Origin of the sequence: Thiobacillus sp. 65-1402 (assembly GCF_001897685.1) — a bacterium.
Classification (GTDB): Bacteria; Pseudomonadota; Gammaproteobacteria; order Burkholderiales; family Thiobacillaceae; genus Thiobacillus.
Window position 1 is genome coordinate 1 of sequence record NZ_MKUG01000051.1, and the last position, 19,835, is coordinate 19,835.

At 65.7% G+C, this 19,835-nt stretch carries 25 protein-coding genes; 16 read left to right on the forward strand and 9 right to left on the reverse strand.

All coding sequences use genetic code 11. The features are described 5' to 3' along the window. The first annotated feature begins 130 nt into the window (after window positions 1-130). Window positions 131-541 (forward strand): hypothetical protein, encoded by a 411-nt coding sequence (locus BGO62_RS04145; protein WP_296639601.1) that lies wholly within the window; start codon window positions 131-133, stop codon window positions 539-541. A gap of 54 nt (window positions 542-595) precedes the next feature. Here BGO62_RS04145 and BGO62_RS04150 read toward each other — a convergent pair whose 3' ends face one another. Next, window positions 596-1,615 carry a class I fructose-bisphosphate aldolase gene (locus BGO62_RS04150; protein WP_296639603.1) on the reverse strand — a complete coding sequence of 340 codons (1,020 nt, stop codon included), beginning with the start codon at window positions 1,613-1,615 and terminating at the stop codon, window positions 596-598. Between the two features lie 133 nt (window positions 1,616-1,748). Between BGO62_RS04150 and BGO62_RS04155 the strand changes: the two genes are divergently transcribed. The 7 genes from BGO62_RS04155 to BGO62_RS04185 are packed head-to-tail and all read left to right on the forward strand — an operon-like array spanning window position 1,749 to window position 6,872. Continuing rightward, window positions 1,749-2,195 (forward strand): SUF system Fe-S cluster assembly regulator, encoded by a 447-nt coding sequence (locus BGO62_RS04155; RefSeq protein WP_296639605.1) that lies wholly within the window; start codon window positions 1,749-1,751, stop codon window positions 2,193-2,195. Further along, a complete protein-coding gene (gene sufB / locus BGO62_RS04160) occupies window positions 2,192-3,676 on the forward strand; it encodes a Fe-S cluster assembly protein SufB (protein WP_296639606.1) in 1,485 nt (494 codons plus the stop codon). Before BGO62_RS04155 ends, sufB begins: the two co-directional genes overlap by 4 nt. Before the next feature lie 17 nt (window positions 3,677-3,693). After that, window positions 3,694-4,458 carry a Fe-S cluster assembly ATPase SufC gene (sufC, locus tag BGO62_RS04165; RefSeq protein WP_296639608.1) on the forward strand — a complete coding sequence of 255 codons (765 nt, stop codon included), beginning with the start codon at window positions 3,694-3,696 and terminating at the stop codon, window positions 4,456-4,458. Continuing rightward, window positions 4,455-5,720 carry a Fe-S cluster assembly protein SufD gene (sufD, locus tag BGO62_RS04170; RefSeq protein ID WP_296639610.1) on the forward strand — a complete coding sequence of 422 codons (1,266 nt, stop codon included), beginning with the start codon at window positions 4,455-4,457 and terminating at the stop codon, window positions 5,718-5,720. The genes sufC and sufD overlap by 4 nt, the downstream gene beginning before the upstream one ends. Beyond that, on the forward strand, window positions 5,717-6,211 hold the full coding sequence (sufU, locus tag BGO62_RS04175) for a Fe-S cluster assembly sulfur transfer protein SufU (protein ID WP_296639612.1): 495 nt from the start codon (window positions 5,717-5,719) through the stop codon (window positions 6,209-6,211). Before sufD ends, sufU begins: the two co-directional genes overlap by 4 nt. After that, window positions 6,208-6,552, forward strand: a complete 345-nt coding sequence (locus tag BGO62_RS04180) for an SUF system Fe-S cluster assembly protein (RefSeq protein ID WP_296639614.1) — start codon at window positions 6,208-6,210, stop codon at window positions 6,550-6,552. Before sufU ends, BGO62_RS04180 begins: the two co-directional genes overlap by 4 nt. Next, window positions 6,552-6,872, forward strand: coding sequence for a non-heme iron oxygenase ferredoxin subunit (locus tag BGO62_RS04185; protein WP_296639616.1), 321 nt, complete (start codon window positions 6,552-6,554; stop codon window positions 6,870-6,872). The genes BGO62_RS04180 and BGO62_RS04185 overlap by 1 nt, the downstream gene beginning before the upstream one ends. Before the next feature lie 33 nt (window positions 6,873-6,905). Here the strand turns inward: BGO62_RS04185 and BGO62_RS04190 are convergent, their stop codons facing one another. The 8 genes from BGO62_RS04190 to BGO62_RS04225 all read right to left on the reverse strand — a co-directional run bounded on the left by BGO62_RS04190 (window position 6,906) and on the right by BGO62_RS04225 (window position 13,724). Next, a complete protein-coding gene (locus BGO62_RS04190; protein ID WP_296639617.1) occupies window positions 6,906-7,139 on the reverse strand; it encodes a hypothetical protein in 234 nt (77 codons plus the stop codon). A gap of 252 nt (window positions 7,140-7,391) precedes the next feature. Further along, window positions 7,392-7,967 carry a HupE/UreJ family protein gene (locus tag BGO62_RS04195; RefSeq protein ID WP_296639618.1) on the reverse strand — a complete coding sequence of 192 codons (576 nt, stop codon included), beginning with the start codon at window positions 7,965-7,967 and terminating at the stop codon, window positions 7,392-7,394. Window positions 7,968-7,993: 26 nt separating this feature from the next. Beyond that, window positions 7,994-9,757, reverse strand: a complete 1,764-nt coding sequence (locus tag BGO62_RS04200; RefSeq protein WP_296639619.1) for a nickel-dependent hydrogenase large subunit — start codon at window positions 9,755-9,757, stop codon at window positions 7,994-7,996. Between the two features lie 3 nt (window positions 9,758-9,760). Beyond that, a complete protein-coding gene (locus BGO62_RS04205) occupies window positions 9,761-11,038 on the reverse strand; it encodes a (Fe-S)-binding protein (protein ID WP_296639621.1) in 1,278 nt (425 codons plus the stop codon). Further along, a complete protein-coding gene (locus BGO62_RS04210; protein WP_296639623.1) occupies window positions 11,035-11,694 on the reverse strand; it encodes a hypothetical protein in 660 nt (219 codons plus the stop codon). The genes BGO62_RS04205 and BGO62_RS04210 overlap by 4 nt, the downstream gene beginning before the upstream one ends. A gap of 1 nt (window position 11,695) precedes the next feature. Further along, window positions 11,696-12,775: a hydrogenase small subunit gene (locus tag BGO62_RS04215; protein WP_296639624.1), complete on the reverse strand. Its 1,080-nt coding sequence runs from the start codon at window positions 12,773-12,775 to the stop codon at window positions 11,696-11,698. A gap of 69 nt (window positions 12,776-12,844) precedes the next feature. Then, window positions 12,845-13,261, reverse strand: coding sequence for a hydrogenase expression/formation C-terminal domain-containing protein (locus BGO62_RS04220; RefSeq protein WP_296639625.1), 417 nt, complete (start codon window positions 13,259-13,261; stop codon window positions 12,845-12,847). Next, window positions 13,251-13,724, reverse strand: coding sequence for a HyaD/HybD family hydrogenase maturation endopeptidase (locus BGO62_RS04225; protein ID WP_296639626.1), 474 nt, complete (start codon window positions 13,722-13,724; stop codon window positions 13,251-13,253). The genes BGO62_RS04220 and BGO62_RS04225 overlap by 11 nt, the downstream gene beginning before the upstream one ends. 152 nt (window positions 13,725-13,876) lie before the next feature. Here BGO62_RS04225 and BGO62_RS04230 point away from each other — a divergent pair, with 152 nt between their 5' ends. From BGO62_RS04230 to BGO62_RS04265, 8 genes are all read left to right on the forward strand, one after another. Beyond that, window positions 13,877-14,107 carry a HypC/HybG/HupF family hydrogenase formation chaperone gene (locus tag BGO62_RS04230; protein WP_296639629.1) on the forward strand — a complete coding sequence of 77 codons (231 nt, stop codon included), beginning with the start codon at window positions 13,877-13,879 and terminating at the stop codon, window positions 14,105-14,107. Then, entirely contained in the window at window positions 14,100-14,468 is a 369-nt protein-coding gene (locus BGO62_RS04235; RefSeq protein ID WP_296639630.1) for a hydrogenase maturation nickel metallochaperone HypA, read from the forward strand. Before BGO62_RS04230 ends, BGO62_RS04235 begins: the two co-directional genes overlap by 8 nt. 10 nt (window positions 14,469-14,478) lie before the next feature. Next, entirely contained in the window at window positions 14,479-15,180 is a 702-nt protein-coding gene (locus BGO62_RS04240) for a hypothetical protein (protein WP_296639632.1), read from the forward strand. Window positions 15,181-15,192: 12 nt separating this feature from the next. After that, window positions 15,193-15,861, forward strand: coding sequence for a nitrate reductase molybdenum cofactor assembly chaperone (narJ, locus tag BGO62_RS04245; RefSeq protein WP_296639634.1), 669 nt, complete (start codon window positions 15,193-15,195; stop codon window positions 15,859-15,861). Window positions 15,862-15,879: 18 nt separating this feature from the next. Continuing rightward, a complete protein-coding gene (gene narI, locus BGO62_RS04250; protein WP_296639635.1) occupies window positions 15,880-16,563 on the forward strand; it encodes a respiratory nitrate reductase subunit gamma in 684 nt (227 codons plus the stop codon). A gap of 34 nt (window positions 16,564-16,597) precedes the next feature. Then, window positions 16,598-18,142, forward strand: a complete 1,545-nt coding sequence (locus BGO62_RS04255; RefSeq protein ID WP_296639636.1) for an FAD-dependent oxidoreductase — start codon at window positions 16,598-16,600, stop codon at window positions 18,140-18,142. Between the two features lie 57 nt (window positions 18,143-18,199). Further along, the gene (locus tag BGO62_RS04260) at window positions 18,200-18,520 is read left to right on the forward strand and encodes a TusE/DsrC/DsvC family sulfur relay protein (RefSeq protein ID WP_296639639.1); all 321 of its coding nucleotides are present in this window, start codon (window positions 18,200-18,202) and stop codon (window positions 18,518-18,520) included. 107 nt (window positions 18,521-18,627) lie between these two features. Beyond that, complete coding sequence (locus BGO62_RS04265) at window positions 18,628-19,830, forward strand: NnrS family protein (RefSeq protein WP_296639642.1); 1,203 nt, start codon at window positions 18,628-18,630, stop codon at window positions 19,828-19,830. Window positions 19,831-19,835: the final 5 nt, after the last annotated feature.

The following is a 19,835-nucleotide window of genomic DNA, read 5'->3' on the forward strand; positions in this document are numbered from 1 at the left end:
CAAGCGCAAGGGCGATTATTTGCTGGAAACCCTGTCGTCCGGCAAGCGCAGCCTCTGCGTCAAGGTGGTGAACAAGGCCCACGTGCCCATCGGCATCGGACAGTGCATCCAGGTCACGGTGAAGTAAGCGGTGGGCGCGGAAAACCTTGCCTACGCCCTGACCCAGGTGGTGCATAACTTCGGCGCCGCCGCCGTGCTCGGCGGCGCGGTGTTCGCGCTGTGGCCCGCCTCCCGCCTGGGCGACGGACGCCAGTTTGCCTGGCTGATCCTGCTTGCCTGGGGCGCGCAAATACTCAGCGGCGGATTGTTCGGCGTCACCAGCTTCTACTACTACGGCGAGATGCCGGATCTGAGCAGCGTTGCCATGACCGCCCTCGTCGTCAAGGTGGCGGCGGCAACAGCGGGTTTCCTGCTGGCCGCCGTCTATCTCGCCCGAGGCAAGGAATGGGGCCATGCGGGCGTGAAGCGTAGCTTCCAGGGCCTGGCCGCGCTGGCCACCCTGGCCCTCACGGCAGCGGCCTTCCTGCGCTGGTTTTCGTAAAGAACAGGGGACGCGCTGGACGGTCACCTGCAGAATCGCCCGTGGCGATCGCTGTCAGTCGTTTTCCATCTCCGCCGTATACCTGCCCTGCATGGCCAGGCTGTTCAGCCGGGCTCGTTTGAGCAGGGCCTGCTGGGCCGCCTGGACATTCCCGCTCTTGCCGCCCCAGGCCTGCAGCGCAGGCTGCTGCAGGGCGCGTCCGTAGGAGAGGCTCAGCCGCCAGGGCGACGCCCCCCCGCTCCGGTTCAAGGCATCCAGATTGGCCGTGGCTTCTTCCGGGCCCTGACCGCCGGAAAGAAAATGAATGCTGGGCACCGCCGCAGGAACGGTCCGCCGCAGCACCCTGAGCGTGGCGGCGGCGACGGTTTCCGGCCCGGCCTTGGGCTGCACCTTGCCGGGCACCACCATGCTGGGCTTCAGCAGCATGTGCTCGAGCACGACGCGATGGCGATGCAGGGCATGGAACACCGCATGCAGGACGGCCTCGGTGACATCCGCGCAGCGCTCCAGGCCGTGGTCGCCGTCCATGAGGACTTCGGGTTCGACGATCGGGACGAAGCCTTCGCTCTGGCACACCGCCGCATAGCGCGCCAGCATTTCCGCATTCGCCGCCATGCCGGTCACGCTGGGGAGGTGTTTGCCGATGGTGTAGACCTCGCGCCATTTGGCAAAGCGGGCGCCCTGCTCGCGGTAGCCCGCCAGGCGCTCCGCCAGACCGTCCAGCCCCTGGGTGATTTCATCGCCCGGGCTCAGCGCCAGCGGTATTTTCCCCTTGTCCACCTTGATGCCGGGGACAATCTTCTGTTCCCAGGCGGCCGCCGGCAGCAGCCTGCCGTCGTCGGTTTTCTGGCTCAGGGTCTCCTCGAACAGGATGACCCCGCTGATGTAGGCGCCCAGCCCCGGCGCGCTTAACAGCAGGGAGCGATAGGCGCGCCGGTTTTCTTCGGTGGATTCGACCCCGATGGCCTGAAAGCGTTTTGCGATGGTCGGCGCGCTCTCGTCGGCCGCCAGGATGCCGCGCCCTGACTGAACCAGATCGCCGATCGTCGCCTGCAAGGCGGCTTCATGGGACATGCGCTATCTCCTCGGTGACTCTCGACTTAGTTTTGTAGCACGCCTTGCTGGGCTTGCCATTGCGGACTTGATTCATTCCCGATCTGGTCTATACAGAACCAACGCAGTCCTATTTAGGCATTCCGGAGCGCGCATGTTACGCATCGCCAAACTCACCGACTACGCCACCGTATTGATGGTGCGGCTGGCGCGCGAGCCGGGACGCTGCTTCAGTGCGGCGCAGCTGGCCGACGAACTGGGCGTGCCCCAGCCCACGGTGGCCAAGCTGTTGAAACGCCTGTTGCGCGCGCAATTGCTCGCCAGCGCGCGCGGCGCGGGCGGCGGCTACAGCCTGGCCGTGGCGCCGCATGCGATTTCGGTGGCCGACGTGGTGGGCGCGATCGAAGGCCCGCTCGCCCTCACCGAGTGCGCGCGCGGCAAGGGCAATTGCTCGCTGGAACGAGGGTGCGCGACGCGCGCCAACTGGCAGCTGATCAATCGCGCGCTGCGGGTGGCGCTGCAAGCGGTCAGCCTGGCCGACATGGCCAGGCCGCAATTGCAGGCGATTCAGGTGCAGGCCTTGCAGGAGAAAATGCCATGAGCGATACCGAAGTGCGCCATTCCGAGTTGCCTGCCCCCGAGTTGAGCAACCCCGAGCTGCGCAAGCGCATCGACGACGAATACCGCTGGGGCTTCGTCACCGATATCGAGCAGGAAGTGGTGCCCAAGGGATTGAACGAAGACGTCATCCGCCTCATCTCGGCCAAGAAGGCCGAGCCCGCGTTCATGCTGGACTGGCGGCTGCAGGCCTATCGCCACTGGCTGACGCTGCGCGAGCCGACCTGGGCATCGGTGCACCACGCGCCGATCGACTACCAGGCCATCCACTACTACGCCGCGCCGAAAACGCGCACGCAGCCGAAAGACCTGTCCGAAGTCGACCCCGAGCTGCTGCGCACCTATGAGAAGCTCGGCATCCCGCTGCAGGAGCGCGAGGCGCTGGCGGGGGTGGCGGTGGACGCGGTCTTCGATTCGGTGTCGGTCGCCACCACCTTCAAGGACAAGCTGGAGAGCCTGGGCATCATTTTCTGCTCCTTCTCCGAAGCGGTGCAGAAGCATCCCGAACTGGTGCGCCAGTACCTTGGCTCGGTGGTGCCCTATACCGACAATTACTTCGCCACCCTCAACTCGGCCGTGTTCACCGACGGCTCCTTCGTCTACGTGCCGAAAGGCGTGCGCTGCCCGATGGAGCTGTCGACCTATTTCCGCATCAACGCGAAGAACAGCGGGCAGTTCGAGCGCACCCTGATCATCGCCGACGAAGGCGCGACGGTGAGCTATCTGGAAGGCTGCACCGCGCCGATGCGCGACGAGAACCAGCTGCATGCGGCGGTGGTGGAACTGGTGGCGCTCAAGGACGCCCGCATCAAGTATTCCACGGTGCAGAACTGGTACCCCGGTGACCGCGAAGGGCGTGGCGGCATCTACAACTTCGTCACCAAGCGCGGCGACTGCCGCGGCGACCGCTCGCACATTTCCTGGACCCAGGTCGAGACCGGGTCGGCGATCACCTGGAAATATCCGAGCTGCATACTGCGCGGCGACGACAGCGTCGGCGAGTTCTATTCGATCGCCCTGACCAACCACCGCCAGCAGGCCGACACCGGCACCAAGATGATCCACATCGGCCGCAACAGCCGCAGCACCATCGTTTCAAAAGGCATCTCCGCAGGGTTCGGCAGCAACGCCTACCGCGGCCTGGTGAAAGTGCTGCCGACCGCGGCGAACGCGCGCAACCACACGCAATGTGATTCGCTGCTGATGAGCGACCGCTGCGCCGCGCATACCTTCCCCTATATCGAGGTGAAGAACCCCAGCGCCACGGTGGAGCATGAAGCCACCACCAGCAAGATCGGCGACGACCAGCTGTTCTACCTGCGCAGCCGCGGGCTCTCCGCGGAAGACGCGGTGAACCTGATCGTCAACGGTTTCTGCAAGGAAGTGTTCAAGGAACTGCCGATGGAATTCGCGGTGGAAGCGCAGAAGCTGCTTGCGGTGAGCCTGGAAGGCGCAGTGGGATAAGGAACAAGGAGAACGTCATGCTGGAAATCCGCAATCTGCACGTATCCATCGGCGACAAGCCCATCCTCGCCGGCATCGACCTCACGGTGCGCGCAGGCGAAGTGCACGCCATCATGGGGCCCAACGGTTCCGGCAAGAGCACGCTCGCCCAGGTGCTGGCCGGGCGCGAGGGCTACACCGTGACCGCGGGCAGCGTGCGCTACCTGGAGCAGGATCTGCTGGCGATGGCAGCGGAACAGCGCGCCCGCGCCGGGGTGTTCCTCGCCTTCCAGTATCCGCTGGAGATCCCCGGGGTGGCCAACGTGCAATTGCTGCGCACCGCGCTCAACAGCGTGCGGCTGCAGCGCGGCGAGCCCGAGCTTGACGCGCTGGATTTTCTCGACACGGTGAAAAGCAAGCTGGCCCTGCTCGGCATGGACGAAAGCTTTCTGTATCGCGCGGTCAACGAAGGCTTCTCGGGCGGAGAGAAAAAGCGCAACGAAATCCTGCAGATGGCGGTGCTCGAACCGCGCCTGGCGATCCTTGACGAGACCGATTCCGGGCTCGACATCGATGCCCTCAAAACCGTGGCAAGCGGGGTGAATGCCTTGAAGAGCCCGCAGCGCGCATTCATCCTGGTCACCCACTACCAGCGCCTGCTGAACTACATCGTGCCCGACCACGTGCACGTGCTGGCGGTCGGGCGCATCGTGCGCTCCGGTGACGCCAGCCTGGCGCTGGAACTGGAAAACCGCGGCTATGGCTGGGCGATTCCCGAAGCCCAGAAGGAGACGCGGCCATGAACACGCAGACAGCCAGCCGCTACCGGAACGCGTTCGACGCCATCGCCGCCTCGGCCGCCCACCGCACTGCGCGCCGCCAGGCGCTGGAGCGCTTTCTCGCGAGCGGGCTGCCGACCTCGCGCGAAGAGGACTGGAAATACACCTCGCTCGCCGCCCTGGAACAGGCCGAATGGCACGTGCCGGGACCGGCCGCGGAAACCGCCGTAACCGAGGATTATCCGGGAACGCTATTGCGATTCGGCAATGGCCGCCTGGTCGATGCCGATTCGCACGCGGTCCAGGCGCACAGCCTTGCCGCGCATGCCGGCGCTGCGCCAGTGGCCCGACACCTCGGCCAGCTTGCCTGCAGGATATCGGGCGGCACGGCGCTGGCCCAGATCAACAGCGCGCTGTGGCAGGACGGGCTGTTCCTGCATGTCCCTGCCCGCCGTACGCTGCCGCCGCTGTTCGTGGTGCACCATGCCAGCGAGGCCGACGCCATGCTGCACGTGCGCAACCTCGTGGTGCTGGAAGCCGGTGCCGAAGCGGTGCTGGTGGAGCATTACCGGGGCAGCCCCGGCCTTCCCTACTGGAACAACCCGGTCAGCGAGATCGTGCTGGGCGAAGGGGCGCGGCTGGTCCACCTGAAGCTGACCGAGGAAAGCGCGGTCGCCACCCAAACCGGCCTGGCCGTGGTGCAGCAGGCGCGCGACAGCCGCTACCATGCCTTGTCGATCAGCCTTGGTGGCCGCTTGGCGCGTCACGACGTCTGGGTGAGCCTGGATGAACCCGGCGCCGAATGCCAGCTCGACGGCCTCTTCATCGCCGCTGCACGGCGCCACATCGACCAGCATCTGCACGTCGAGCACGCCGCGCCGCATACCACCAGCCGCCAGACCTGGCGCGGCATCGCCGCCGGCCGCGGGCGCGGTATCTTCGATGCGCGCGTGGTGGTGCAGCCGGGGGCGCAAAAGACTGACGCGCAGCAATCCAGCCGCAATCTGCTGCTCTCGCCGCACGCCGAAATCGACGTCAAGCCGCAACTGGAAATCCATGCCGACGACGTCAAGTGCGCACATGGCGCGACCGTGGGCCAGCTCGACGAGGCGCAGCTGTTCTTTCTGCGCAGCCGCGGCATCGCCGCCGATGCGGCGCGCGCATTGCTGCTGCGCGGGTTCGTCGCGGAAGCGCTGACGCTTGCGGAACGCAGCGGCCTCGCCGGCTGGCTGGAGCCGCATCTGGCAGCCGCGCTGCCGCTACCGGAAAAGGAGGACACAGCATGATGGCCGATCAGCGCAGCCTCTACGAAGAGGTCATTCTGGAACACAACCGCCATCCGCGGCACTACCCCAGGAATCCGCGCGGCAGCACGCACCATGCGCACGGCTTCAACCCCTTGTGCAACGATGAAGTCCAGGTGCATCTGAAAGTGGCTGACGGCACGATCCAGGACATCGGTTTCGAGGGCGCCGGCTGCGCCATCTGCATGGCCTCCGCCTCGCTGATGGCCGAAGCGGTCATGGGCAAGCCGCTGGAAGAAGCCCAAACCCTGTTCCGGCGGGTGCATCGCATGCTGGCGGAAAACGGCCCGGCGGAAGGCGTGGGGAAGCTGCGCGTGCTGGAAGGCGTGCATGCGTTTCCAATGCGCGTGAAGTGCGCGACGCTGCCCTGGCATACCCTGCAGGCTGCGCTCGAAAAAAGGACGGAAACGGTGTGCACCGAAGGCCCCTCCCCGTTCTGCCCGCAACCCTCGTTGCCCGCGCCGCAGCCATGACCAGCCCGGCGCGCATGACCGAGGAGGGCCGCGACCCGACCGCGCTGCGTGAACGGGTTATCGCCGCCCTGCGCACGATTTACGATCCCGAGCTGCCGGTCAATATCTACGACCTGGGCCTGATCTACGCGCTCGACCTCGCCCCCAATGGCCGCGTCGACATACGCATGACCCTCACCGCCCCCGGCTGCCCGGTGGCGCAGAGCTTTCCCGCGCAGGTCGAAAAAAGCGTCAGGACGGTGGCGGGAGTGAGCGACGCCCACGTCGAAATCGTCTGGGAACCGCCGTGGGAGCCAGGCCGCATGACCGAGGCTGCGCGCCTGCAGCTGGGGCTGGTTTGATGGCCGACTGGGTGAAAGTGGCGCGCATCGAAGCATTGCCGCCGGGCAGCCGCCGCGTCGTCGATGTCGACGGCGTGGCTGTGGCGGTGTTCAACCTCGATGGGGATTATTGCGCGATCGAGGACGCCTGCACCCACGACGGCGGCGAACTCGCCAGCGGCGAAGTCCGCGGCGACGAGATCGTCTGCCCGCGCCATGGCGCCCGCTTCAACCTGCGCACCGGCGCAGTCACCGCCCCGCCGGCCTATTGCGCGGTGGCCACCTTTCCGCTCAGGATCGTGGCGGGCTGGGTGGAAGTGCGCGACAACCGCTGGGACTGAACTTGCCGCCGCCCGCGCAGCGGCCCCCGCTCCTTACAGGCCGACGAGCTGGGCATGCAGGCCCTGCTCCTGGATGCTGTGGAGCAGGCTGGAAGCCCGGGTGGACTCCGAATCGTAGACCACCATGATCATGTGGGATTGCTCCGGATTGTGCCCCACCGAAACCACGCCGGCGTCGCGGCGGATTCCCTCTTCGAGGCTGTGCAAGCTGTCCTCGTCGAGAGCTTCGTTGATGTGCACAAACACTTCATTGAGTCTGGCGTTCATCATGACCTCCTTGACGCGCCCGGCATCACAGGTGCCAACAGCTTATACGCGCGCCTTACTCCTATCATTCTAGTCAACCGCGCAGGAGGCGAGCGGCCAGCCGCATCACGCCTGGGCTCGCGGGAATGGACGGGCCTGTTCAATCTTGCGCCTTCGAGCAGCGCCTGCGAGCTTCAAGCAGCAAGTCACAAAGATGGCGCAACCCCATCTTTTTACTTGCAACTTGTGACTTGCGTCCATTCCGGCGCTGGATCACAGGGCGAAGAGCAGCGCCAGGCCGGCGGTTGCGATGCCCGCTCCCGCTGCCTGCACCGCGCGACGGCCGGCCAGACTGCCGGCGACCCCCACGCCATGCAGGGAAATCGTGGCCAGCACGAAACCCAGGGCATACGCCGCAGGCGATGCCGCCTGCGGCATTTCCAGCCCGTGGGCGTGGCCGTGGAACAGCGCGAAAACGGCGGCGGCCGCCATGCCGGCCGGCACCGCCCACCGGCGCCGCGTGGCGATCAGCAGGCCCAGCGCCAGCACCGACAGGGCGATGGCGGTTTCGACCTGCGGCAGTTCCCCGCCCGTCCAGGCCAGCGCGCCGCCCAGCCCCATCGCAGCGACGAAGGCCGCCGGCACCGCCCACCGCGCGCGCGCGCCCTGCTGTGCCGCCCACAGGCCGACCGCAAGCATGGCGAGCAGGTGATCCAGCCCCAGCAAGGGGTGGGTCAGCCCGTCGGTGAATCCGGCGAGCGCATGGCTTCCGCCATGCGCGGACGCTGTGCCCGCAAACAGGCAAAGGGCAGCCAGTACGATCGGGCGTGCAGGTTTCATCGGCTTCATTGCGTGTTCTCCGTTTTCAATCGGCATTATTTGATTTTTACCTGCACCAGTTCCTCGCCGGCCGGGTCGGTCACGTGCACGGCGCAGGCGATGCAGGGGTCGAAGGAATGGATGGTACGCAGAATCTCGATCGGCTGTTTCGGGTCGTGCATGACGTGGTTGTCCTGCAGCGCCGCCTCGTAGGCGCCCGGCTGGCCTTGCGCGTCGCGCGGGCCGGCGTTCCAGGTGCTCGGCACCACCGCCTGGTAGTTGCTGATCCTGGCGTCGTCGACGACGATCCAGTGCGAGAGCCCGCCGCGCGGGGCTTCCATCAGGCCGACGCCCTGCATGTGCTTCGGCCAGGTCACCGGCTCCCAGTATTGCTCGTTGAAGGTGCGCACGTCGCCGGCCTTGATGTTGGCCATCAGCCGGTCGAACCAGCCCTGCATGGCGTCGGCCAGGATCTTCGATTCCAGCGTGCGCGCAGCGGTGCGGCCGAGGGTGGAAAACAGCGCCTCGACCGGCACGTCGAGCGTCTTCAGCGTCAAGCCGACCAGCTCCTTCGCCTGGGCGTTGCCGCTGGCATACAGCATCAGCACGCGGGCGAGCGGCCCGACTTCCATGGATTTACCCTGCCAGCGCGGCGATTTCATCCAGGAATATTTCTGCTCGACATCGAGGTGTGCGTAGGGCGGCTTCGGCCCGGTGTAGCTGAGTTCGGTCTCGCCCTTGAACGGGTGCAGGCCCTGTTTGTCGCCCTGGCTGTACTTGTACCAGGAGTGGCTGACGAATTCCTGGATTTCGTTGTCCGCGTCCAGATCGATCGGGTGAATTTTGCTGAGGTCGCGGTTGAGGATGACGCCGCGCGGGATGAGATAGGAATCCGGATTCCAGAAGTTTTCCGATGGCAGATCGCCGAACGACAGGAAATTGCCCAGGCCTTCGCCGCGCCCTGCCCAGTCCTTGTAAAAACCGGCAATGGCGAGCGTGTCCGGCAGGTAGACCTGGTCGACGAAGTCGCGCATCTGGCGGATGACGTTCTGCACCGTCTGTAGGCCCACCATGTTGAGCGCGGTGGCATCCTGGCCGCCGCCGCGGGTGTGAACGGAAATCGCCGAGGGCACGCCGCCCACCACGAAGTTGGGGTGCGGATTCTTGCCGCCGAAAATGGCGTGCAGCTTGACCACGTCGCGCTGCCAGGCGAGCGCATCGAGATAGTGCGCCACCGCCATCAGGTTGGCTTCCGGCGGCAGCTTGTAGGCGGGATGGCCCCAGTAGGCGTTGGCGAAGATGCCGAGCTGGCCCTGCTCGATGAAGGTCTTCACCTTCTTCTGCACGTCGGCGAAGTAGCCGGGAGACGACCGGGGATAGCCGGACAGGCTCTGCGCCAGCGCGGAAGTGGCCTTGGGGTCGGCCTTCAGCGCCGATACCACGTCGACCCAGTCGAGCGCGTGCAGGTGATAGAAGTGCATCACGTGGTCGTGCACGTATTGCGCGGCGATCATCAGGTTGCGGATCAGCTCGGCGTTGGCAGGAATGCTGTAGCTCGGGACGGCGCGGTGCAGCGCATCCTCCACCGAACGCACCGAGGCGATGCCGTGCACCAGGGTGCAGACGCCGCAAATCCTTTGTGCGAACGCCCAGGCGTCGCGCGGGTCGCGCCCGCGCAGGATGATCTCGATGCCGCGCACCATGGTGCCGGCGGAGTACGCATGGGTGATCCTGCCGCCGGCGTCGGTTTCCGCTTCGATGCGCAGATGGCCCTCGATGCGGGTGATGGGATCGACGACGACGCGTTGCGCGGTGCTCATGGGTCAGACTCCTTCCGGTTTGTTCCGCTCCGGGATGTGTTCGGCGATCAATTCGGTCAGGCCGATGACCGGGATGTCCATCCGGTAATGCTCCAGGCTTTCTTCCAGCACGATGCGGCAATTGGCGCAGGCGGTGACCACCCGGTCCGGCCTGACCGCGTCGAACTGGGTTTTCTTCTTCTTGAACGCTTCCAGCCGCAATGCCTCGCCTTCCTCGATGGCCGAGGCGCCGCCGCCGCCACTGCAGCACCAGTTCATGTAGCCGGCATCGGGCATCTCGACGAAGTTCTGCGCCACGCTGTGCATCAGCGTGCGCGGCTGCCGGATCACCCCGCCGCGCCGCACCAGCTGGCAGGGATCGTGGAAAGTCAGCTTGTCGGTCTCGAAGCCTTCGGTCCTGAGCCACCCCTGCCGCTGGAACTCGTCCAGCACCTCGACGATGTGCTGGACTTCGAAGCCGAACGGCCGCCCGATCAGATTGGCGCCTTCCCAGCGCAGCGCGGTGTAGGCGTGGCCGCATTCGGGGCTGATCACGGTCTTGACCTTGAGTTTTTCCGCGCCTTCGACGATGCGCGAGACGATCACTTTCGCCAGGTCGGAGTTGCCGATCTGGATGCCGGCGTTGGTCGCCTCGAACGCGGTCGAACACAGCGTCCAGGTCTTGCCGGCCTGCTGCATGATCCTGGCGACGGCGCCGAGATATTCGGGGAAGTTGATGATTTCCATCGACGATAGCACCACCATGTACTCGGCGCCTTCAACATCCAGCGGAATCGGGATGCCATAGTCCGCTTCGACGTGCTTCATCTGCGCCAGCACTGCGGGCAGCTTGACGCCCATCGGGCTGCCGATGGCGACGGTGCGGCTGACCGCACTCTTGATGCCTTCAGGCGCATGGCCGGAGGCCGACATGCCCTCGCGGAACTTGCGCACCATGTAGACGATGTCGTTGCCGACCGGGCAGACGGCGGAACAGCGGCCGCACAGCGTGCAGCTGTCGTAGACCAGCTCCTGCCATTGATCGAGTTCATCGTCGGTGACGGCTTTGGCAAGTCCCACTTTTTTCTTCAGCCGCCCCAGCAGGGTGTATTCCTGTTCGTAGATGCGGCGCAGCGGCTCCAGCTTGTGGATCGGGGTGTATTTGGGGTCGCCGGTCTCGGTGTAGAACAGGCAGGCCTCGGCGCACAGACCGCAGTGCACGCAGCTGTTGAAATAGCTGGCGATGGGCGCGTCGATGACCTCCTTTAGGGCGCGGATGCCCTTTTCCAGCGAGGCGCTCATACCGGCACGCCTCTGTGTCCGTTGACTTTACCGTTGTACCAGCGCGAGCCGAACAGCGTGAAGGCATGGAACAGCTTGGTGAAAGGCAGCACGATGAGCAGGATTTCCACGGCGAGGATGTGCAGCGCCAGCATCGCGGTGTAGGGCAGCAGCAGATGCTGCACCGCCATCCAGCCGGTCAGTACCGGCAGGAAGGTCGCCGCCCAGGTGAACCAGTCCTCGAAGGTGGAAAGAAAGCGCTTGGCCGGCTTGTTGACGCGGTCGGCCAGCATCACCGCCATCGCCGCCATCGTCACCACCGCCGCCAGATCGACGAACTGCGAGGGCAGCGCCGGCCATGACAGCCCGGTGAGGTTCCTGATCAGCAGGATGTGCGGCGCGAAGCCGAACACGACGATGGCGAGGCCGATGTGGAAGATGTAGCCGCCGAGGTAGCTCACCGGCGAGCGCTTCAGCATGCCGGGCGGCGGCAGCGAACGGCGGAACACGGTATGCAGGCCGGACGCGCCCGGCGTGCGGCGCGGCGCGGACAGATCTTTGCTGCGCCCCAGCGAGTAGATCTCGAACAGCCTCCACAGCACCCCGAGCAGGAAGATACCCACTGCGATACCGAGTCCGGGGCCGCGTACCCAGGTCAGAAATTGCAGATCGGTCATCTCATTTCTCCAGATCGGCCAGGGTGGTGGTTTCATGCGCCGATTTGGCCGCACCTTGCTTGGCGCGGTTGGCGAAACCGATTCCCACCCCCACTGCCGCACCGGCCACCGCAGCGGCGCCGGCGATCCCGAGCGGGTCGGCCGGCAGCGACAGCGCCTTGTAGAATCCGCCGGCGTCCCAGAAATCGGGTTCGGAGCAGCCGAGACAGCCGTGGCCGGATTCCACCGGCCACGAGGTGCCGCCGTTCCATTTCGCCGTGGCGCAGGCGTTGTGGGTCACCGGCCCCTTGCAGCCGAGTTCGAACAGGCACCAGCCATTGCGCGCGCCCTCGTCGTCGAAGGTCTTGGCGAACTTGCCCTGGTCGTAGAAAGGCCGGCGGTAGCAGCGGTCGTGGATGGTTTCGCCGAAGAAGGCCTTGGGGCGGCCCTTGGCGTCGAGCTCGGGCAGGCTGCCGAAGGTGAGGTAATGCGCCAGCACGCCGGTCATCACCACCGGGATCGGCGGGCAGCCGGGGATGTTGACGATGGGCTTGTCCTTGACGATGTCGGACACCGGCACCGCGCCGGTCGGATTCGGATTGGCCCTGGGGATGCCGCCGAAGGCGGCGCAGGAGCCCACGGCGACGACCGCGGCGGCACCCTGCGCCGCCTCCTTCAGCATCTCCACATTGGAGCGGCCGCCGATGCAGGAATAGGCGCCGTCGCGCCCCAGCGGAATCGAGCCGTCGACGATCAGCAGATACTTGCCCGCGTTGTCCCGCATCGCCTTGAGGCGTGCGTCCTCGGCCTGATGGCCGGCGGCGGCCATCAGGGTCTCCTGGTAGTCGAGCGAGATCATGTCGAAAATCATGCCCTCGATGGTCGGCGCATGGGAACGCGTGATCGATTCGGTGCAGCCGGTGCATTCCTGGAACGGCAGCCAGATCACCGACGGCCGCCGCGCCGCCGCCATCGCCTCGGCCATGGCGCGCCCGGCCACGGGCGGCAGCGCCATCATCGAAGCCAGGGTGGCGCAATACTTGAGGAAGCTGCGGCGGCTGACGCCCTGCCGCGCGAATGCATCGATCAGCGAACCCTGCATGATGTTTGTCTCCCGATTCGGGCCGTTAATACCGCAACGGCCTTGAAACACGACAGCGTTCAACTCACCTTAGAGATCGGCGATCATTAACTCAAGATATTCCTGGCCGATGGCCACATCCTGGGGAGCGGCCTTCACCAGTTCGGGAACGAAGGCCACCTCGATGAATTGCGCGGTGACCGCGCCCTGTTCGTTGCGATGCGTCACCCACCAGATGCCGGGACAGGCGGTCTCGTTCAGCGTGGATACGCCGCCGGCCTGCAGGATGACGCTGATTTCGCCGGAGCCGAGCTTTTCCTGCAGCCAGTCGAGGTCGGCCGGCGTCAGCGGAAGCGCGGAAAGATCGATGGCGGAGGACTCGCCGGTTTCCAGCAGACGCCGCACCCCTGCGGCCAGTTCGCGCAGCAAGGGCGGCGCATTGCCTGTCAGAGCGGATTCGCCCGGCGGCGGATTGACGGCGTGGATGGGGATGGGATCAAGCGACATGCTGCCATTCCCGGATCAGCTCGCGGATGGCCGCACACGCGGGTGGAATGGCGGCGGCGACGGCAGGCGTGGGGTGCTCGCCCCAGTCGATGACCGCGGGCTGGATCGCCAGCATCGCCCGCTTGTCCGGCCAGTGCCCGGCCAGCATCGCGATGGCGCGCAGGTCGGTCAGCCCGACTTCGTGCACCGAGGCCTTGCGATTGCCCATCAGGAACGCGTCCATCTCCTCTCCTTGCAGCAATGCCCAGCCACCCGGCCTGGCCTTGATGTTGGCGGCATCGACGACGATCAGCGCATCGGTTTCCTCGATCGGCCCTGCCAGGGTGAACGAAAGGGTGCCGCCGTCGAGCAGGGTCACCTCCGGCAGGTGCGCCAGCTCGGGTTCGAGTGCCTGCAGTACATGAACCCCCACGCCCTCGTCGGTGAGCAGGGTATTGCCGATGCCAAGCACGAGCGTTTTCATGAAATCAATCTAACAGCAGCTTTTGCCAATAACAACCGGGGATTTCGCTCAAATGCCCGATTGTTCATCATTGTTTCTTGATATTCATGTCCAGGTGCAGGGTGGACCAATCGCTCTTATACTGGCCTGAGTGTGGTTTCGGATTGCCGCCCATGTGCCTTGCCATTCCCATGCAGATCGAATCGATCGAAGGCTTTACCGCCCGCTGCCAGGCCAAGGGCGTGTGGCGCGACGTCAGCCTGTTCATGATGCAGGACGAACCGCCCGCAATCGGCGATTTCGTCATGGTGCACGTCGGCTACGCGATCCAGAAAATCGCCGAGGCCGACGCCCGCACCACCTGGGAACTGCTCGACCAGATACTGGAGGAAAGCCGTGCATGAGCTGGCGGTCGCGCAGGCCCTGGTCGAGCAGGTGGATGCCGTGATCCATCAAAATCGCGCTCAGCGCGCGACCCTGATCCGCGTGCGCATCGGCCCGCTCGCCGGCGTGGTGCCGGACCTGCTGGCCACTGCGTTTCCACTCGCTGCCGCCGGCAGCCGCATGGAACACGCCGAACTCGAATTCGCCCATGCACCGATCCGGGTACGCTGCCAGACCTGCGGCCTGGATAGCGAAGCCGCGATGAACCGCCTGATCTGCGGCGCCTGCGGCGACTGGCACACCCGGATCATTTCCGGCGATGAATTGCTGCTGGAAAGCGTCGAACTCGAAACCACGCCTGTCCTTTCCCCTGAATCCTGACCACTGAAAAATGTGTGACACCTGCGGCTGCAACCTCACTCCCGGCAACCAGCACCTCGCCTTCAGGCCCGTCGCCAAGGGCGCGACTGCAGTCTCCGTGCTGAAGGGCCTGCTGGCGAAGAACGACGACCAGGCCGCAGTGAAGTCGCCGGTATACAAGATGGCGATCGACTGGAAGATCGCCTTCCCGCTGCATCCCGAGTACCGCACCCTGCCGATGGTGTGGTACGTGCCGCCGCTTTCGCCGATCCAGGCCGCCGCCGAGTCCGGCCGGATGGGTATGAACGGCATCATCCCCGACACCAAATCGCTGCGCATCCCGATCACCTACCTCGCCAACCTCCTGACCGGCGGCAAGGAGAAGCCGGTGGTCACGGCGCTCGACCGCCTGCTGGCGATGCGCGCCTACATGCGCGGCAAGTCGGTGGAAGGCAAGCCCAACACCGCCGCGCTCGACCAGGTCGGGCTCTCCTCGGCGCAGGCCGACGAGATGTACCGTTATCTCGCCATCGCCAATTACGAGGACCGCTTCGTCGTTCCCACCACCCACCGCGAGGAGACGATCAACACCTTCGAGGAGAAGTCGAGCTGCGGCTTCACCTTCGGCAACGGCTGCTCGGACGGCGTCTCCAAGCCGAGCCTGTTCGGCAACCGCAAGAATTCGGTGCCGGTCGACCTGTCGCAGCTGCACGCCAGGAAGAAAACCGGTTGAGGAGCCCGCACGATGAAAACCTTCAAAGTCATTTCAATGCTGTTGATGTATCCGGAATCCGACTGGCTGTCGGCCCTGCCCGAGATGCATGCCGCACTGCTGGACGAAGCCGGGTTCAACGGCAATGCCACCGTCCGCCTGGCGCCGTTGCTCGACCTGCTGCACGAGTCGGAATTGATCGCGCTGCAGGAAAACTACGTCGCCACCTTCGACCGCAATCCGTCGCATTCGCTGCACCTGTTCGAGCACATCCACGGCGAATCGCGCGACCGCGGCTCGGCGATGGTCGACCTGCTGGAGGAATACTGGAAGCACGACTTCGACGCCAGCGCCGCCGAGCTGCCCGACTACGTGCCGCTGTTCCTCGAATTCCTCTCGCTGCTGCCGGCCGACGAGGCCCTCGAACTGCTGGGCGACGCCGTGCACGTGCTCGCCGCCGTCGGCCGCAAGCTGGATGCCAACGGCAGCCCGTATGCCGCTGCATTCCAGTTGCTGGAAGCGCTGTCGCCGGTGGCGGCGCAGGAACTGGCCGAGCCGCCGGTGCGCGACATGGACGAGGCAATGGAGATGTTCGGCCCGTCGATGGATGGCGTCGAGCCCTTGATGAATCCCGGCCCGCAAGTCGCGGTGGTGCAGATGCCGGCGTCGCGCCGGCCGGCCGCCCCTGCCCAAACGCATTGATTACAGGAGGATCGGAAAATGTCCTACTCGCAATATTTCCTGTTCGGGATCTACCCGTATATCGCCCTGGCGATATTCCTGCTCGGCAGCCTGGTCCGCTTCGACCGCGAGCAGTACACCTGGAAGAGCGATTCGTCGCAGTTGTTGCGCAGCGGCCAGTTGCGGCTGGGCAGCAACCTGTTCCACATCGGCGTGCTGTTCCTGTTCTTCGGCCACTTTGTCGGCATGCTGACGCCGCACTTCGTCTACGAGCCCTTCATCAGCTCCGGCGCCAAGCAGATCCTGGCGATGGTGTCGGGCGGCACCGCCGGGGTGCTGGCTTTCATCGGCCTGTCCCTGCTGCTGCACCGGCGGCTGACCGAACCGCGCATCCGCGCCACCTCCAAACCCAGCGACGTCCTGATCCTGCTGCTGCTGTGGCTGCAGCTTGCGCTCGGCCTCGCCACCATCCCGCTGTCGGCGCAGCATCTGGACGGCAGCATGATGCTCCGGCTGGCCGAATGGGCGCAGCACATCGTCACCTTCCGCAGCGGTGCGGTCGAGATGCTGGCAGGCACGGGCTGGGTATTCAAGACGCACCTGTTCCTCGGCATGACGATTTTCCTCGTCTTTCCGTTCACGCGTCTGGTGCACGTCTGGAGCGGCTTCGCCGCAACGACCTACGCGGCCCGTGCCTGGCAGCTCGTACGCCCGCGCGGCTGAAGCGGCCGATCCCAACCGAATTTAGGAGACTGAAATGACGCATGTTGTCATCCTGGGGGCCGGCATCGCGGGCGTGTCTGCGGCCTACGCATTGAAAGCGCAACTCGGCCCTCACGACGAAGTGACCGTGGTATCCGACAAGCCCTACTTCCATTTCGTGCCGTCCAATCCCTGGATCGCCATGGGCTGGCGCGAGCGTTCCGACATCGCCTTCCCCATCGCACCCTATTTCGAGGCGCGCGGCATCAGGTTCGTCCACAGCGGGGTCAAGCGCATCCAGCCCGACGTCATCCAGGTCGACCTGGAAAACGGCGACGTGCTGTTCTACGACTATCTGCTGATCGCCACCGGCGTGACCGGCCTGTCCGACGACATCCCCGGCCTCGCCGAGCACACCCAGTCGGTGCTCCACATCGACCAGGCCGAGCGCGCCCTGGCGGCCTACCGCGAGTTCGTCCGCCGCCCCGGCCCCATCGTGGTGGGGGCGGCCGCGGGGGCGAGCGTGCTGGGGCCGATCTACGAATATGCCTTCCTGGTCGACGCCGACCTCAAGCGCCGCAACATCCGCGAGCGGGTGTCGATCACCCTGGTGACCCCCGAACCCTGGCCCGGCCATCTCGGCGTGGGCGGCGAAGGCGCCAGCCGCGGCGCAGTGACCGCGGCGCTGGCCGATACCCGCATCAGCGCAATCTGCAACGCGCGTACCGTGCGGGTCGACAAGGATACGATCCACGTGGTGGAACTCGACGCCGCCGGCAACGAAAAACAGACGCATGCCCTGCCCTACGCCTATTCGGTGTACTGGCCCGCCTTCGGCGGCGTGCCGGGGGTGCGCAATGCGCGCGGACTGGTGAACGAGCGCGGGCTGGTGGTGGTGGACGAATACCTGCGCAACCCGGACTATCCCAACGTGTTCGCCATCGGCGCCTGCGTGGCGCAGCCGCCGGTGGAAAAAACGCCCGTCGCGGTGGGCGCGCCGGATTCGGTGTATTCGATCCAGAAGGCCAGCGCGATCGCGGTGCAGAACATCCTCGCCCTCATCCGCGACGAAGCGCTGACGAGCCATGTTCCGCAGCGCGCCAAGTGGCTGACCGACATGGGCAGCACCGGCGCGACTTATCTGTCGGAGCCGCAGGTGCCCTTGCGCGACATCAACTGGATGCGCCAGGGGCGCTGGGTGCACCAGGCCAAGGTCGACTTCGAGAAGTATTTCGTCAACAAGATCCGGCTCAGACCGGCCGGACCGGCGCCTTCGGTCGCCTCCCGGATTGCCGAGGTGATGGACCGGCTGCAGGCCGGGCCAGGCGGCGAGCCGATGCCTGCGCCGCAGGGCGGCGGCAAGCCGCTGGAAATCCGCCTGCCGCAGGATCCCTGTTTCGAACTGCGGGCGCTGGCCAAATCCGTGGGCCACGATCCCAGCGCGCTGGCGGCCGAATTGCTGGCGGCAGCGGTCGCCGATGCCAAATCGTATCTGAACGAGGCAGGCGTCGACGCGCTGGCGCACAGCCGGCGCGAACTGCTGGTGGAGGAATTGCCGGAACGCCAGCCTGGGGTCGAGTTCCACGGCGGCGGAACTTGATGGATAAAGATGTATCATGGATACTTCTTTAACGGAATCAGGAAGGAGAACCGGAAGATGGCTATCGATTTGCCCGAACGCGATGCGGAGGGATATTTGATTGAACCCGGCGACTGGAACGAGGATGTGGCGCGGGCACTTGCGGAAGACGAAAACATCCAGCTCAACGACGACCACTGGGATGCCATCCGCTTCATGCGCGAATATTACGAAGAACACCAGGTTGCGGCGGATGCCCGTTTCGTCATCAAGCATCTGGCCGAACGCATGGGGAAGGATGCCCAGAAGAAACTGTTCGAACTGTTCCCGTACGGCTACGTGAAGCAGGCCTGCAAAATTGCCGGCATGCGGCGCCCGCGCGCCTGGAGCACGGGCTGACCGCAGCCAAGCCCGCGCTTGCCCGTGCCGACCTGGCATGGGCCTGATCGGCCTATACTTTCCGGGTCGGGCATGCCCGGCCCTTTTCTATTTTCCAGTCAAGCGCAATGAGCACATCCCCGCCCCGTATTGAAAGCACGCGCAAGCCTACTCCCGCCGTTGGCTATGCGCCATTCGCCCTCGGTTTCCGGCCGTTTTTCCTGGCAGCGGGCATCTATGCCGTGCTGCTGATGGGGCTGTGGCTGGCCGTGCTGCAGGGAGGCATCGACCTCGGTGCATGGCGCCCTTCTGTCTGGCATGGCCATGAAATGCTGTTCGGTTTCGCCGTGGCGGTGATCGCGGGATTCTTGCTCACGGCGGCGCAGAACTGGACCGGCCTTGCCATGCCGTCGGGCCGGCCGCTGGCCGCGCTGTTCCTGCTGTGGCTGGCGGGGCGGGCGGGATTCCTGGTTCCCGGCCTGCCGCCGGGACTGGTCGCGGCCGTCGACCTGTCGTTCCTGCCGCTGCTGGCGCTTGCGCTCGCACTGCCCATCCACAAGGCGAAGCAGCTGCACAACTATCCTTTCCCCGTTTTGCTGCTGGCGCTGACGGCGGCCAACGCGCTGGTGCATCTGGAAGCGCTCGGCTGGACCCGCGCCAGTGCCAGCCTCGGCCTGTATCTGGCTACCTATGCGGTGGTGATGATCATGGTTGTGATGGGGGGGCGGGTGATTCCCAGCTTCACCGACAACAAGCTGGGCACCCGCGCCCGCCGCTGGAACCTCATCGAACGGCTGTTGCCGGCCGCCACCCTCGGCGCGCTGCTCGCCGCCCTGATCGCCCCCGTTTCACCGGTCACCGCGCTGCTCGCCGCCGTCGTGGCGGCGGCTCATTTCATCCGGCTGGCCGGCTGGTACACGCGCAAGTTCTGGGCGGTGCCGCTGCTGTGGATCCTGCATCTGGGGTATGCCTGGATCGCGCTCGGCTTCGCGCTGCTCGCGCTGGCGGCGGCGGGAGTGGGCGCCGCGGCGCTCAGCGCGCTGCACGCGTTCACCGCCGGCGGCATCGGCGTGCTGACCCTGGGCATGATGGCGCGGGTGTCGCTCGGCCACACCGGCCGCCTGCTGGAGCCTGCCCCGGTGATGACGCTGGCTTTCGCGGCGGTCAATCTCGCGGCGCTGATCCGGGTGCTGCTGCCGCTGCTGTTTCCGGCGGCCTATGCGCCCGGAATGGCCGCTGCCGGGCTGCTGTGGGTGGCGGCATTCGGCGTGTTCGTGGCGGTGTACGCGCCCATGCTGCTGCGCCCGCGGGTCGACGGCAAGCGGGGCTGATCCGC

What these genes read in the sequence shown, in the direction of transcription:
- BGO62_RS04210 (WP_296639623.1), bottom strand. Translation starts at nt 11,694, where the DNA reads ATGACCGATCTGCAATTTCTGACCTGGGTACGCGGCCCCGGACTCGGT.
- BGO62_RS04230 (WP_296639629.1), top strand. Translation starts at nt 13,877, where the DNA reads ATGTGCCTTGCCATTCCCATGCAGATCGAATCGATCGAAGGCTTTACC.
- BGO62_RS04180 (WP_296639614.1), top strand. Translation starts at nt 6,208, where the DNA reads ATGACCAGCCCGGCGCGCATGACCGAGGAGGGCCGCGACCCGACCGCG.
- BGO62_RS04225 (WP_296639626.1), bottom strand. Translation starts at nt 13,724, where the DNA reads ATGAAAACGCTCGTGCTTGGCATCGGCAATACCCTGCTCACCGACGAG.
- BGO62_RS04190 (WP_296639617.1), bottom strand. Translation starts at nt 7,139, where the DNA reads ATGAACGCCAGACTCAATGAAGTGTTTGTGCACATCAACGAAGCTCTC.
- BGO62_RS04195 (WP_296639618.1), bottom strand. Translation starts at nt 7,967, where the DNA reads ATGAAGCCGATGAAACCTGCACGCCCGATCGTACTGGCTGCCCTTTGC.
- BGO62_RS04155 (WP_296639605.1), top strand. Translation starts at nt 1,749, where the DNA reads ATGTTACGCATCGCCAAACTCACCGACTACGCCACCGTATTGATGGTG.
- BGO62_RS04240 (WP_296639632.1), top strand. Translation starts at nt 14,479, where the DNA reads ATGTGTGACACCTGCGGCTGCAACCTCACTCCCGGCAACCAGCACCTC.
- BGO62_RS04215 (WP_296639624.1), bottom strand. Translation starts at nt 12,775, where the DNA reads ATGCAGGGTTCGCTGATCGATGCATTCGCGCGGCAGGGCGTCAGCCGC.
- sufU (WP_296639612.1), top strand. Translation starts at nt 5,717, where the DNA reads ATGATGGCCGATCAGCGCAGCCTCTACGAAGAGGTCATTCTGGAACAC.
- BGO62_RS04255 (WP_296639636.1), top strand. Translation starts at nt 16,598, where the DNA reads ATGACGCATGTTGTCATCCTGGGGGCCGGCATCGCGGGCGTGTCTGCG.
- BGO62_RS04185 (WP_296639616.1), top strand. Translation starts at nt 6,552, where the DNA reads ATGGCCGACTGGGTGAAAGTGGCGCGCATCGAAGCATTGCCGCCGGGC.
- BGO62_RS04150 (WP_296639603.1), bottom strand. Translation starts at nt 1,615, where the DNA reads ATGTCCCATGAAGCCGCCTTGCAGGCGACGATCGGCGATCTGGTTCAG.
- narI (WP_296639635.1), top strand. Translation starts at nt 15,880, where the DNA reads ATGTCCTACTCGCAATATTTCCTGTTCGGGATCTACCCGTATATCGCC.
- BGO62_RS04220 (WP_296639625.1), bottom strand. Translation starts at nt 13,261, where the DNA reads ATGTCGCTTGATCCCATCCCCATCCACGCCGTCAATCCGCCGCCGGGC.
- BGO62_RS04265 (WP_296639642.1), top strand. Translation starts at nt 18,628, where the DNA reads ATGAGCACATCCCCGCCCCGTATTGAAAGCACGCGCAAGCCTACTCCC.
- sufC (WP_296639608.1), top strand. Translation starts at nt 3,694, where the DNA reads ATGCTGGAAATCCGCAATCTGCACGTATCCATCGGCGACAAGCCCATC.
- sufD (WP_296639610.1), top strand. Translation starts at nt 4,455, where the DNA reads ATGAACACGCAGACAGCCAGCCGCTACCGGAACGCGTTCGACGCCATC.
- sufB (WP_296639606.1), top strand. Translation starts at nt 2,192, where the DNA reads ATGAGCGATACCGAAGTGCGCCATTCCGAGTTGCCTGCCCCCGAGTTG.
- narJ (WP_296639634.1), top strand. Translation starts at nt 15,193, where the DNA reads ATGAAAACCTTCAAAGTCATTTCAATGCTGTTGATGTATCCGGAATCC.
- BGO62_RS04205 (WP_296639621.1), bottom strand. Translation starts at nt 11,038, where the DNA reads ATGAGCGCCTCGCTGGAAAAGGGCATCCGCGCCCTAAAGGAGGTCATC.
- BGO62_RS04260 (WP_296639639.1), top strand. Translation starts at nt 18,200, where the DNA reads ATGGCTATCGATTTGCCCGAACGCGATGCGGAGGGATATTTGATTGAA.
- BGO62_RS04200 (WP_296639619.1), bottom strand. Translation starts at nt 9,757, where the DNA reads ATGAGCACCGCGCAACGCGTCGTCGTCGATCCCATCACCCGCATCGAG.